This window comes from Staphylococcus sp. KUGN1, from assembly GCF_045984185.1.
GTDB lineage: Bacteria > Bacillota > Bacilli > Staphylococcales > Staphylococcaceae > Staphylococcus > Staphylococcus warneri_A.
Map to the genome: position 1 here is coordinate 385,139 of NZ_JBJQIL010000001.1, position 13,082 is coordinate 398,220.

The 13,082-nt window shown below is 32.4% G+C and carries 12 protein-coding genes; 9 read left to right on the plus strand and 3 right to left on the minus strand.

Going from position 1 to position 13,082, the window contains the following annotated elements:
* Window positions 1–3 precede the first annotated feature (3 nt).
* On the minus strand, window positions 4–384 hold the full coding sequence (locus ACJQQZ_RS01940; protein WP_261369356.1) for a DUF3899 domain-containing protein: 381 nt from the start codon (window positions 382–384) through the stop codon (window positions 4–6).
* 201 nt (window positions 385–585) lie between these two features.
* On the opposite strand from ACJQQZ_RS01940, the gene opp3b reads away from it, so the two are divergent.
* Genes opp3b through ACJQQZ_RS01965 form a run of 5 tightly spaced genes read left to right on the plus strand, consistent with a single transcriptional unit; the run spans window position 586 to window position 6,275 of the window.
* Window positions 586–1,512 (plus strand): oligopeptide ABC transporter permease, encoded by a 927-nt coding sequence (gene opp3b / locus ACJQQZ_RS01945; RefSeq protein ID WP_002450781.1) that lies wholly within the window; start codon window positions 586–588, stop codon window positions 1,510–1,512.
* The gene (opp3C, locus tag ACJQQZ_RS01950) at window positions 1,512–2,570 is read left to right on the plus strand and encodes an oligopeptide ABC transporter permease (RefSeq protein WP_075778086.1); all 1,059 of its coding nucleotides are present in this window, start codon (window positions 1,512–1,514) and stop codon (window positions 2,568–2,570) included. Before opp3b ends, opp3C begins: the two co-directional genes overlap by 1 nt.
* Window positions 2,571–2,585: 15 nt before the next feature.
* Complete coding sequence (locus ACJQQZ_RS01955) at window positions 2,586–3,665, plus strand: ABC transporter ATP-binding protein (RefSeq protein WP_107532372.1); 1,080 nt, start codon at window positions 2,586–2,588, stop codon at window positions 3,663–3,665.
* Entirely contained in the window at window positions 3,658–4,599 is a 942-nt protein-coding gene (locus tag ACJQQZ_RS01960) for an ABC transporter ATP-binding protein (protein ID WP_145505900.1), read from the plus strand. Before ACJQQZ_RS01955 ends, ACJQQZ_RS01960 begins: the two co-directional genes overlap by 8 nt.
* 20 nt (window positions 4,600–4,619) lie before the next feature.
* On the plus strand, window positions 4,620–6,275 hold the full coding sequence (locus ACJQQZ_RS01965) for a peptide ABC transporter substrate-binding protein (protein ID WP_408023021.1): 1,656 nt from the start codon (window positions 4,620–4,622) through the stop codon (window positions 6,273–6,275).
* A 58-nt stretch (window positions 6,276–6,333) separates the two neighbouring features.
* Here the strand turns inward: ACJQQZ_RS01965 and trpS are convergent, their stop codons facing one another.
* The gene (gene trpS, locus ACJQQZ_RS01970) at window positions 6,334–7,323 is read right to left on the minus strand and encodes a tryptophan--tRNA ligase (protein ID WP_408023022.1); all 990 of its coding nucleotides are present in this window, start codon (window positions 7,321–7,323) and stop codon (window positions 6,334–6,336) included.
* A 286-nt stretch (window positions 7,324–7,609) separates the two neighbouring features.
* Here trpS and spxA point away from each other — a divergent pair, with 286 nt between their 5' ends.
* The 4 genes from spxA (at window position 7,610) to pepF (ending at window position 11,945) form a co-directional block, all read left to right on the plus strand.
* Entirely contained in the window at window positions 7,610–8,005 is a 396-nt protein-coding gene (gene spxA, locus ACJQQZ_RS01975) for a transcriptional regulator SpxA (protein WP_002450775.1), read from the plus strand.
* A gap of 262 nt (window positions 8,006–8,267) precedes the next feature.
* Window positions 8,268–8,987, plus strand: coding sequence for an adaptor protein MecA (mecA, locus tag ACJQQZ_RS01980; RefSeq protein WP_145505903.1), 720 nt, complete (start codon window positions 8,268–8,270; stop codon window positions 8,985–8,987).
* A 118-nt stretch (window positions 8,988–9,105) separates the two neighbouring features.
* Window positions 9,106–10,092 carry a competence protein CoiA gene (locus tag ACJQQZ_RS01985; protein WP_145505906.1) on the plus strand — a complete coding sequence of 329 codons (987 nt, stop codon included), beginning with the start codon at window positions 9,106–9,108 and terminating at the stop codon, window positions 10,090–10,092.
* Between the two features lie 44 nt (window positions 10,093–10,136).
* Window positions 10,137–11,945 (plus strand): oligoendopeptidase F, encoded by a 1,809-nt coding sequence (gene pepF / locus ACJQQZ_RS01990; RefSeq protein ID WP_145505909.1) that lies wholly within the window; start codon window positions 10,137–10,139, stop codon window positions 11,943–11,945.
* A gap of 331 nt (window positions 11,946–12,276) precedes the next feature.
* Here pepF and yjbH read toward each other — a convergent pair whose 3' ends face one another.
* On the minus strand, window positions 12,277–13,080 hold the full coding sequence (gene yjbH, locus ACJQQZ_RS01995) for a protease adaptor protein YjbH (protein ID WP_002450771.1): 804 nt from the start codon (window positions 13,078–13,080) through the stop codon (window positions 12,277–12,279).
* Between the last annotated feature and the right edge of the window lie 2 nt (window positions 13,081–13,082).

The window sequence follows — 13,082 nt, forward strand, 5'->3', positions numbered from 1 at the left end:
TTTTTACATATTGAATGAAATAATTATTGTGATTAAAACTAAAACGAAATGTATAAGCAGGTTAGGGAACACCCATGAGGAAATCATGTAGTGTTCTTTTTTGACGTGTTGAGGATTTAAAAAGCTATCATCTTCCATACTACGTTTTCTTGAATTAGAGGAAAGTTGATATTTTAAACGTCTAAATCCATAGCTTGTTACATCGAAGATACCTTCTTGAACTAATAAAATAATAAACAATATGATGAAAATCACTAATGAAACATAAAATAAGACATTGATGTACTCGACCCATGTATGTTTGGTCCATAGCCAAAAAATAAAAGAAATGAATAGAGTTATTAGTAATGGATAGAGATAAGATTTAATTAATTTCAATAACATCACTCCGTATCGTATTGGTTTTAGTTTACATGAATCAACTTATTCTGAAAACAAAAAAATTCTATTTTATAAATTGCTTGCTTTATTGCATTAACGCAAAACTATATTGATTTTACATGTAAGTTACAGATATAATACTAATAAAGTATTCTGAATATTTTGAAGGGATTGTCAATTGTGAAAAATAAATGGGGGGATTAGATGGGAAAATACATCCTTAAAAGATTAGGTTATATGTTTTTATCATTATTCATCATTATTACAATCACATTTTTCTTGATGAAAATGATGCCAGGATCACCATTCAATGATGCAAAATTAAATGCTGATCAAAAAGCGATATTAAATGAGAAATATGGGTTGAATGACCCTGTCGCAGTACAGTACGTACACTATCTAAAAAATGTTGTGACAGGCGATTTTGGTTATTCATTCCAATATCATAATCAACCGGTTTGGGAATTGATTAAGCCAAGATTAATACCATCATTTGAAATGGGATTAACGGCAATGATTATTGGTATTATCGTTGGACTCATTTTAGGAATTGCTGCAGCTACAAAACAAAATACATGGGTGGATTACACGACGACTGTGATTTCAGTTGTTGCAGTGTCAGTACCATCTTTCGTATTAGCTGTATTATTACAATATGTGTTTGCAGTACGTTTAAGATGGTTCCCAGTTGCAGGTTGGGAAGGATTTTCTACAGCAGTGTTACCTTCACTCGCTTTATCTGCAGTAGTATTAGCAACAGTTGCCCGATACATACGAGCTGAGATGATTGAAGTACTAAGTTCAGATTATATTTTATTAGCACGAGCAAAAGGTAATTCAACGATGAGAGTATTATTCGGTCATGCGTTAAGAAACGCTTTGATACCCATCATTACGATATTAGTTCCGATGTTAGCAGGTATTTTAACTGGGACACTTACCATTGAGAATATCTTCGGAGTACCTGGATTAGGGGATCAATTCGTACGTTCGATTACTACAAACGATTTCTCAGTCATCATGGCGACAACGATTTTATTTAGTACATTATTTATCGTATCTATTTTTATCGTAGATATCTTATACGGCATTATCGATCCTAGAATTCGTGTTCAAGGAGGTAAAAAGTAATGACAGATAAAAGAATGGATAAAGATTACTCAAATGCAGCAATGTCACATACCTCTGAAGGGGCAGTTTCTACGGATTTTGTATTAAGAGAATTAGATTTAAATCAAGAGCCAGAGTTACAACGTGAAAGTAAAAACTTCTGGCAAGATGCGTGGGCGCAATTAAAAAGTAATAAACTAGCTGTTGTTGGTATGATTGGACTGATTTTAATTGTGTTATTCGCCTTTATTGGACCTCTAATGAATAACAGAGATTATGCAGAACAAAATGTTGAACATCGAAATTTACCAGCGAAAATACCAGTATTAGATAAAGTGTCATTTTTACCATTTGATGGTAAGGGAACAGATGGCAAAGATGCCTATAAAGAAGCACATGCTAATGAAAATTATTGGTTTGGGACAGATCAATTAGGTCGCGATTTGTGGACAAGAACATGGAAAGGAACACAAATTTCATTATTCATTGGTATTGTTGCAGCAATATTAGATATCTTTATTGGTGTGACTTATGGTGCTATATCAGGCTTCTTTGGTGGTCGAATTGATAATGTCATGCAAAGAATCCTAGAAGTTATTGCGTCGATTCCTAATCTAATCGTCGTTATTCTCTTTGTATTGATCTTTGAACCTTCGATTTGGACTATTATTTTAGCGATGTCCATCACAGGTTGGTTAGGTATGAGTCGTGTTGTTAGAGGTGAATTCTTAAAATTAAAGAACCAAGAGTTTGTACTTGCTTCTCAAACTTTAGGGGCATCTAAATTCAAACTTATATTCAAACATATTTTGCCTAATACATTAGGTGCAATTGTTGTTACATCTATGTTTACTGTACCAAGTGCTATTTTCTTCGAAGCGTTTTTAAGCTTTATTGGTATTGGTGTACCAGCACCACAAACATCATTAGGATCACTCGTCAATGATGGACGTGCAATGTTATTAATTCACCCGCACGAATTATTTATACCAGCAATCATTTTAAGTTTATTAATTTTATTCTTCTATCTATTTAGTGATGGATTACGTGATGCATTCGATCCGAAGATGCGTAAATAAAGGAGGGGCATGTATATGGCAGAGAGAATTTTAGAAGTCAATGACTTGCATGTTTCGTTTGATATTTCTGCAGGTGAAGTTCAAGCTGTCCGAGGTGTAGACTTTTACCTGAATAAAGGGGAAACATTGGCAATTGTTGGAGAATCAGGTTCTGGCAAATCCGTTACGACTAAAGCAATCACGAAGCTATTCCAAGGGGATGCTGGTCGAATTAAACAGGGAGAAATTAACTTTTTAGGGGAAAATTTGGCAAATAAAAGTGAAAAAGAATTAATCAAATTGCGCGGTAGAGATATCTCAATGATATTCCAAGATCCAATGACCTCTTTAAACCCAACGATGCAAATTGGCAAACAAGTTATGGAACCATTAATTAAACATAAAAATCTAAGTAAATCTGAAGCTAAACAACGCGCATTAGAAATTTTAAATCTAGTTGGATTGCCAAATGCTGAAAAGCGTTTTAAAGCATACCCACATCAATTTTCAGGTGGTCAAAGACAAAGAATTGTTATCGCAACAGCACTGGCATGTGAACCCAAAGTATTAATCGCTGACGAACCGACGACAGCACTTGATGTAACAATGCAAGCGCAAATATTAGATTTGATGAAGGAACTTCAACAGAAAATTAATACTTCAATTATTTTTATTACACATGATCTAGGTGTTGTAGCAAATATTGCTGATAGAGTAGCCGTTATGTATGGTGGGCAAATGATTGAAACAGGTAATGTTGATGAAATCTTCTATGGTCCTAAACACCCTTATACTTGGGGATTATTATCATCAATGCCGGATTTAACAACAAGTAATGATACAGATTTAATTGCGATTCCAGGGACACCACCAGATTTATTACATCCACCAGTTGGAGATGCATTTGCTAGACGAAGTCAGTATGCATTAGATATTGATTTTAAAGAAGAAGCACCATGGTTTAAAGTATCACCTACACATTTTGTTAAGTCGTGGTTGTTAGATGAAAGAGCGCCTAAAGTTGAACCACCATTAGCGGTTCAAAAACGCTCAAAAACTTTACCTAACCGTTATGCACAACCCATCAAAGTAGAGAGGGTGGCGTTTAATGATTAAACAAAAAACGAAATTATTAGAAGTAAAACATTTAAAGCAATATTTTAACCAAGGTAAAAAGAACGAAGTTAGAGCAATTGAAGATATTTCGTTTGATATTTATAAAGGTGAAACTTTAGGTTTAGTTGGAGAATCAGGTTGTGGTAAATCAACTACAGGTAAAGCTATCATTAAATTAAATGATATTACTAGTGGAGAAATTATTTATGATGGTACGGATATACATAATATTCGTAAACGCCAAGATATGTTGAAATTCAATAAGAAGATTCAAATGATCTTTCAAGATCCCTATGCGTCTTTAAACCCACGTCTAAAAGTCATGGACATTGTTGGAGAAGGTATAGATATTCATCATTTAGCTACTGATAAACGAAATCGTAAAAAGCGTGTATATGATGCATTAGAAACAGTAGGCTTAAGTAAAGAACATGCGAACCGTTATCCTCATGAATTTTCAGGTGGACAACGTCAACGTATTGGTATAGCACGAGCATTAGCAGTAGAACCAGAATTTATTATTGCTGATGAGCCGATTTCAGCATTAGACGTTTCCATACAAGCACAAGTCGTCAATATAATGTTACGACTACAAAGAGAAAAAGGGATTACGTTCTTATTTATTGCACATGATTTATCAATGGTTAAATATATTTCAGACAGAATAGCTGTGATGCATTTTGGAAAAATTGTTGAACTCGGACCTGCAGATGATATATATAATCATCCTTTACATGACTATACGAAATCATTGTTATCAGCGATTCCTCAACCTGATCCAGATGTTGAAAGACAAAGAAAACGTATTACATATGAAGCAGACAAAACAGATGATCAAAACAGACGATTGCACGAGATTCGACCAGAACACTTTGTCTTTACAACTGAAGAAGAAGCAGAAAAATTAAAACAGCAAGTTAATACTGCTGGATAATCAAAGGGAGGGGGATACGTATGAGAAAATGGATAACATTGATTGCAATTTTTATCATTTCATTAAGCACCTTATCAGGTTGCAGTAACAGTAAAAGTTTATATTCAGATGAAGGTCAAGTTATGAGATTAGTTTTGAGTCAAGATATAACTTCATTAGATACTGGTCTAATTACTGAAGAGAAATCTTTTGAAGTAACCGCACAAGCTTTTGAAGGGTTATATGTATTGGGAAGAGGAGATAAAGCAAAACTTGGTGTAGCAAAAGAATTTCCTAAAAAATCTAATAATGGAAAAACATTAACTATTAAATTAAGGGATAATGCAAAATGGAGTAACGGTGACCCAGTAACTGCAAATGACTTTGTATTCGCTTGGAGAAAAGTAGTTAATCCTAAAACTGGATCAGAATTTGCTTATATCATGAATGATATAAAAAATGCAGAAAAAATAAATACAGGTAAAAAACCGGTTAAAGATTTAGGAATTAAAGCAATAGATAAATATACTTTGAAAATAGATTTAGAAAAGCCTATTCCATATATTAATCAATTATTAGCCTTAAATACTTTTGCTCCACAAAATGAAAAAGTAGCAAAGAGGTATGGAAATAAATATGGAACGAATGCAGAAAAAGCAGTATATAATGGACCATTCAAAGTAGATGAGTGGAAACCAGAAGATAAAATTCGTCTAACTAAAAATACAAAGTATTGGGATCAAAAAAATGTTAAATTAGATAAAGTTAATTATAAAGTATTAAAAGACCAACAAGCCGGCGCTTCACTCTATGACACTAAATCAGTTGATGATACTAGTATTACTGCAGATCAGGTAGATAAATATAAACATAATAAAGGTTTAAGGTATCGTTTAACTTCAGGAACATTTTTTATAAAGATGAATCAAAAAGAATTTCCAGATTTCAAAAATAAGAATTTAAGACTTGCTATCGCCAATTCTATAAATAAAAAAGGATATGTAGATTCAGTAAAAAATAATGGTTCGATACCGTCTTCTACTTATACTGCTAAAGGAGTAGCTAAATCTCCAGACGGAAAAGATTATACAAATCAAATTAAATCACCACTAAACTTTGATTCTAAAGCAGCTAAAGAACATTGGGAAAAAGCACAAAAAGAATTAGGAAAAAAGAAAGTAACTTTTTCAATGAATACTGAAGATACACCTGATGCTAAGATATCTGCAGAATATATAAAATCTCAAGTAGAATCAAATCTACCTGGAGTAACATTAAAAATAAAACAATTACCGTTTAAGCAACGTGTTAATTTAGAACTTACAGAAAATTATCAAGCTTCACTTGGCGGTTGGTCTGCTGATTATCCGGATCCAACAGCTTATTTAGAAATTATGCAAACAGGTAATGCGCAAAATAACACTAATTGGGGTAACAAGAAATATGATAGTCTAGTAAAACAAGCTAAAGGAAGCTTGTTACAGAAACCTAATGAAAGAAATTTAGCAATGAAACAAGCTGAAGAACTTTTATTAAAAGAAGCCCCTGTTGCGCCTATCTATCAAAAAGGAGAAGCACATCTAATAAACCCACAGGTTCAAAACTTTTATTATCATAAAGTTGGACCAAATTATTCATTAAAAGATGTGTATATCGATAAATCGATTGATAGAGAAACTGGTAAAAAGAAAAAATAATATAATAAAAAAGCACTGAGGAATGACAACCTCAGTGCTTTTTCGTATGGTGAATCGATTATCTTTTACGGCCAAGACCCATAGCTTTTTCCATTTTTTTCAATGTTTTAAATGAGGCTTGATGTGCCTTTTCTCTACCTTTATCTAAAATATCATCTAGTTCATCAGAGTTATAAAATGCGTCGTATTTTTCTTGGAAGTCAACTAGGAATGATTTAACTATTTCTGCTAAATCACCTTTGAATTTTCCGTAACCTTCACCATCATATTTCGCTTCAATTTCTTTAATAGGTTCGTTAGTTAAACCAGAATAGATTGAAAGTAAATTAGAAACGCCTGGTTTATTATCACGGTCAAACTTAATAATACCATCTGAATCAGTGACTGCACTTTTAATTTTTTTAGCTGCTACATTTGGTTCGTCTAATAATGAAATGAAGTTCTTTTGATTATCATCACTTTTACTCATTTTTTTAGTAGGGTCTTGTAAACTCATCACACGACCACCCACTTTTGGCATACGAATTTTTGGTTTAATTAATACGTCATTATAACGACTATTAAATCTATCTACCAAATTACGTGTCAATTCCATATGTTGTTTTTGATCTTCACCAACAGGAACAATATTAGTATTATAAATCACTATATCAGCTGCCATTAATGGTGGATAAGTAAGTAATCCAGCTGGGACGCCATCAGTTCGTTTTTGAGCTTTATCTTTAAATTGTGTCATACGTTCTAATTCACCAATTGAAGCTATTGTAGTGAGCATCCATCCTGCTTGAACATGTGCAGGTACTTCAGATTGAATGAATAGGGTAGATTTGTCAGGATCAATACCTGAGGCTAGATATATTGCTGCGAGTTGTCTAATTTGTTTTCGTAATTTCAAACGGTCTTGAGGTACAGTGATTGCATGTTGATCAACAATACAGAAGAAACAATCATAATCATTTTGTATTTCTTCAAATTGTTTTAATGCACCTATATAGTTACCAATTGTTGGTATACCGCTTGGTTGAATGCCTGAAAATAATGTTTCCATATTAGATGCCTACTTTCTCAAATATTATTTATCTCTCATTATAACAGTATTTCTTTAAATTGTAAGTTGTGTTAAAATGAATGTATATCTAAGTATTAAATAATTTGTGAGATAATTTTGAATAATTTCAAGATTTCTCAGAAAAATTAGGATTTTCTCATTTAATTTTAATGTTAGATGGTTATAATATATATTGTAAGGTTAAGAAAGCAAATAATAATCATTTCTTTAATCTATAACTAATTTAAAATTAATGAATGAATCCATTTATAGGAGAGTGAGATGTATGGTAACATTATTTACTTCACCAAGTTGCACATCTTGCCGTAAAGCGAAAGCATGGTTACAAGAACATGACATTCCATATACGGAGCGTAACATTTTTTCTGAACATTTAACAATCGATGAAATTAAATTAATATTAAAAATGACTGAAGACGGAACTGATGAAATTATTTCAACTCGTTCTAAAACATACCAAAAATTGAATGTTGATATTGATTCTTTACCATTACAAGATTTATATTCAATTATTCAAGATAACCCAGGTTTATTACGTCGCCCAATCATTTTAGATGATAAACGTTTACAAGTAGGTTATAACGAGGATGAAATCAGACGTTTCTTACCAAGAAAAGTCCGTACGTTCCAATTACAAGAAGCTCAACGTTTGGTTGACTAATTACTTTAATAACTATGTGATTTTATCACTTTACTAAAAGATATTAAGACAACACTATTGTTAAATGGTGTTGTCTTTTGTGTATGCTTTAAAAAGTAAATCGAGAATAAATACGCTGTTTTTTAGCATTAAAATAGGGAATATGTTAATATAAGAAGCCATCTTAAGAATAGTTAAATTTAATCAAACAAATAGATTGTAATTTGAGTCACGTTCTAATACAATATGGTTACTATTCATCGACTGTAAGGAGTGAGATGATATGAGAATAGAACGCGTTGATGATACAACAGTTAAATTGTTTATAACATATAGCGACATAGAAGCACGTGGTTTTAGTCGTGAAGATTTATGGACTAACCGCAAACGCGGTGAAGAATTCTTCTGGTCAATGATGGATGAAATTAATGAAGAAGAAGATTTTGTCGTTGAAGGACCATTATGGATTCAAGTACATGCCTTTGAAAAAGGTGTGGAAGTGACTATTTCTAAGTCTAAAAATGAAGACGCCATGAATATGGCCGAAGATGGTAATTTTGATCAATTTGATGACCAAGTAAATGAACTTTTAGCTCAAACACTTGAAAGCGAAGATAATATCGAAAATATATTTGAACAACGTAATCAACAAAAGAAAGCGCAACAAGAACAATCTCAAAGACAACGCAAACAAGCGAATATTCGTACAGTGATTGTAAAATTTGAGGATTTAGAACAAGTCATTAATTATGCATATCACAATAATCAAAGTGCTGATGAGTTTGAAGATTTACTTTATATGGTTGACTCACAATATTACTATGCTATTCATTTTGATGACACGGTCGATCAAGAGACAATTAATGATAGTTATAGTCAATTATTAGAATTTGCATACCCAACTGATAAAACAGAAGTATATTTAAATGATTATGGTAAGATTATTATGAGCCATGACGTTACTTCACAAGTGCGTCGTTACTTTACTGATGCAGTTGAATAATGATAATAGAGTGATTTAAACGAGACATGTTGATGTCTCGTTTTTTTATATTTAAGGAAACGATAATTGACACAAGTAAATTGAGGGTTTGCTTCGTTGAAATATATGAGGTGAACTGATGTTAGTAGCTATCAATGAAAATCATGAATATGTGTTAGCAAAACAAGCAATAAAGAATAGGAACTATTACTGTCCACATTGTAGAACGAAAGTAATTTTAAAAAATGGGGCGAAAGTAATAGCGCATTTTGCGCATATGGATCCATGTAAGATATGGCGTTCAAAAGGGGAAAGTGCATTACATTATCAAACTAAATACAAAATTGCCGCAATGTTTAAAAGGGTGAACTATAATGTTGAAATTGAACCATATTATGAAAATATACAACAGTTCCCTGACATCGTAGTTAATTCATCATTTGCGATTGAAGTACAATTTTCTTCCATTCCTTTGTCTGAAATTCAAAAGCGTACCGTAGGGCTAATGAGTGTCGGACTTAGACCAGTTTGGATTATCGAAGATATCAAATACAGAAACGGTAAATTAACATTAAATAACCAGCAAACCAGTTTTATAAATGCGATTCATAGGTCTTTGTACACATGGCAAGAAAAGTGTTGCCAATTAATTAGATATTCAAATATCCAAAATATTGGAGGGAGACAATTTCGTGCAACAAGGACCATTGTTGAAGATGTGGCAACAATACTGACGGAAAAAAGACATAACAATATGGCATATTATAAGTTAGATGAAAGCTTGATAACTCGATATATACAATACTGTCGTCGTAAGAATTCGGTATTAGAACCCACTTTAAGTGCTATGTATCAATTGCGACCTAATGACAAACATGTCATTCAACAGTTTGGTATCATTATCCCATTACAAATCTTTATCAAAACACATCCAATTGAATGGCAACTACAATTTCGACTTTTAGAACTACGTGACGAATTGACGTGTCAGAACATAGATACTGTGATTAAGTTACGACATTTTGCAAATCACCATTACAGCCAATCAATTCTGTTAAATAAAATAATAGAACAGTACCAAAATGCTCGAAAATCGAATTGTAATGACGTGCAAATTATCCGTTAAAATGAGAAAATTAAGTTATTGATTATTTCGAGGAGGTTTACATGATGAGTCAACAATTATCTAGAGAAGAACAGGAACGTAAATATCCTGAATATACATGGGATTTAACAACAATATTCCCGAGTGATGATGCATTTGAAGAAGCTTTTAAAGATGTAGAAAGTGACATTGGTAAAGAAGAACAATTTAAAGGTCACCTAGGAGATAGTGCAGATACTTTATATCAAGCATTAGCATTAGAAGATGAAATAGGCACCAAATTAGAAAAGGTATATGTCTATGCCCATTTAAAACAAGACCAAGATACTGCCAATGATCAATACACAGGAATGGAAGCACGTGCACATCAATTAATTATTAAATTTAGTTCAGCATGGAGCTTCTTAGTACCAGAAATTTTACAACTTGATGAAAAGACAATTCAAACGTTTATTCAATCAAACGATAAACTAAAACAATACGAATTTGATTTACAACTTATCAATGAAAAGCGTCCACATATTTTAGATGCTGATACTGAAAAGTTATTAACTGAAGCTCAAGATGCATTATCTACGCCTTCAAATGTATACGGTATGTTCAGTAATGCAGATTTAGAATTTGAAGATGCTATAGATAAAGATGGTAAAGCACATCCATTAACGCAAGGTACGTTTATAAAATATCTAGAATCAGATGATCGTGTTTTAAGAGAATCTGCATTTAGAAATGTATATAAAGCTTATGGTTCTCATAACAATACGTTAGGCGCGACATTAGCAGGTGAAGTGAAGAAAAATGTATTTAACGCGCGTACACATCACTATAAATCTGCTCGTGAAAAAGCTTTGAGTAATAATCATATTCCAGAAGAAGTCTATGATAATCTAGTGAAAACTGTTCACAAATATTTACCTTTACTTCATAGATATACGCGTTTAAGACAAGAGTTGTTAGGCATCGATGACTTAAAAATGTATGATTTATATACACCATTAGTGAAAGACGTTAAATTTGAAATGCCTTATGAAGAAGCTAAATCATGGATGTTAAAAGCACTTGAACCAATGGGCGAAGAGTATTTAAATGTGGTTAAAGAAGGATTGGATAATCGCTGGGTTGATGTTTATGAAAACAAAGGTAAACGATCTGGTGGATATTCATCTGGTGCACATTTAACAAATCCATTCATCTTATTAAATTGGTCAGATACAGTTTCAGATTTATATACTTTAGTTCATGAATTTGGTCATTCAGCACATAGTTATTTCAGTCGTCAAAATCAACCATCCAATCTAAGTGACTATACAATATTTGTAGCTGAAGTAGCATCTACATGTAATGAAGCTTTATTAAGCGATTATATGGATAAACATTTAGATGACGACAAACGTTTATTATTATTGAATCAAGAACTCGAACGCTTTAGAGCGACATTATTCCGTCAAACCATGTTTGCAGAATTTGAACATAAAATTCATCAAATAGAAGAAGCAGGGGAACCATTAACTCCAACTCGTATGAATGAAGAGTATGCCAAACTGAATAAACAATATTTTGGTGATGCGGTTGAAACAGATGAAGACATTAGTAAAGAATGGTCACGAATTCCTCACTTCTATATGAATTATTATGTATATCAATACGCAACAGGTTATAGTGCTGCACAAAGTTTAAGTCACCAAATCTTAACAGAGGGACAACCAGCTGTTGAAAGATATATAAATGAATTCTTGAAAAAAGGTAGCTCAAATTATCCAATTGAAATCTTAAAAAATGCAGGTGTAGATATGACATCACCTGAACCAATTGAGCAAGCTTGTGAAGTATTTGAACAGAAATTAGATGCTTTTGAAAAACTTATGAAAGCTTAATATGCTTGAATTCGCTTACATTATGAACAGATTGTGACAATTTAAATTTAATCAAACTCAAAGGTTGAAATGGGCTATACGTCGTGTTATATTATGAACATGAAATTAATCACATAACAAACATACCCCTTTGTTTGAAGTGAAAAATTTCTCCCATCCCCTTTGTTTAGCGTCGTGTAATCAGACACGGCGTTTTTTTATTTGTCTTAAAATAGGTAGTAGGCAATATACATAAATTATTCAAATTATGAATAAACAAAAAATCAGCGCAACAGATATCAAATAATCTGTTGCGCTGATTTTTAAATATTGATAGAGCCAAGATAGGATTTCAACATTTAGGCATTTTAGATTTCCAAAACTTGCCGTCTGGATAATTTAATTTTTCCACTTTCTGTTGAAGCATGAGTTTTTTCAATTCTTTATTTAATAATTTTTCAGGCCACTCATATATTGTGAGTAACTCTTCCATTGTCACAAGTTGCTTCTGTTGTATATATGTTTCTAACTTCGGTGGCAAACTCTTTTCGATTGGCGTTCCCATAAGTTCATTGATGATGTATGTGTATATGTGATATGGATAAAGCCCTTCAACTTTTAACCCTTCTTCATGCACGTCTTCACTGAAGAATACGAGGGATGGAGACTGTTCTATTTCCATTTCACGTGCTATATGCAAGTCAACTTTTAAACTTTCTGTTAGTTTACTTTTCTGTAAGTCTTCTTTAAACACATCATAATCAATTCCAGCATTTTTTACACAATCACATATCATTTCTTCGGTGATAATATCGCGCTTAGGTATAATTTCATTTTGCATTAAATGTATAAATCGTTCTGCTCTTAAACGGCCTTGTAATTCGGCCGCTTTGTATGCGAGTGCAATATTATCGAAATCAGAGGTGCTTTGTGCTTGGCATTTTGTTAAAACTTTTAATGAAGGATTAAGAATATGTCTAACACGTATATATTGATTATATTCAATTCTTAGTTTTGATAAGATTGCCGATATTTTGAAACAATCTTTACTAAAAGGATCGAAAAAAGAGTAAATTTCTATTTTGCATACAGGTGATAGATCAGTATTTGCATCTTCACGACTCTTATTCTCCATTACTCTTAACTCTTCAGCCATGT

Coding starts and splice junctions, on each gene's coding strand:
- mecA (WP_145505903.1), top strand. CDS start 8,268: ATGAGAATAGAACGCGTTGATGATACAACAGTTAAATTGTTTATAACA.
- pepF (WP_145505909.1), top strand. CDS start 10,137: ATGAGTCAACAATTATCTAGAGAAGAACAGGAACGTAAATATCCTGAA.
- opp3b (WP_002450781.1), top strand. CDS start 586: ATGGGAAAATACATCCTTAAAAGATTAGGTTATATGTTTTTATCATTA.
- ACJQQZ_RS01940 (WP_261369356.1), bottom strand. CDS start 384: ATGTTATTGAAATTAATTAAATCTTATCTCTATCCATTACTAATAACT.
- ACJQQZ_RS01965 (WP_408023021.1), top strand. CDS start 4,620: ATGAGAAAATGGATAACATTGATTGCAATTTTTATCATTTCATTAAGC.
- spxA (WP_002450775.1), top strand. CDS start 7,610: ATGGTAACATTATTTACTTCACCAAGTTGCACATCTTGCCGTAAAGCG.
- trpS (WP_408023022.1), bottom strand. CDS start 7,323: ATGGAAACATTATTTTCAGGCATTCAACCAAGCGGTATACCAACAATT.
- opp3C (WP_075778086.1), top strand. CDS start 1,512: ATGACAGATAAAAGAATGGATAAAGATTACTCAAATGCAGCAATGTCA.
- ACJQQZ_RS01955 (WP_107532372.1), top strand. CDS start 2,586: ATGGCAGAGAGAATTTTAGAAGTCAATGACTTGCATGTTTCGTTTGAT.
- ACJQQZ_RS01960 (WP_145505900.1), top strand. CDS start 3,658: ATGATTAAACAAAAAACGAAATTATTAGAAGTAAAACATTTAAAGCAA.
- ACJQQZ_RS01985 (WP_145505906.1), top strand. CDS start 9,106: ATGTTAGTAGCTATCAATGAAAATCATGAATATGTGTTAGCAAAACAA.
- yjbH (WP_002450771.1), bottom strand. CDS start 13,080: ATGGCTGAAGAGTTAAGAGTAATGGAGAATAAGAGTCGTGAAGATGCA.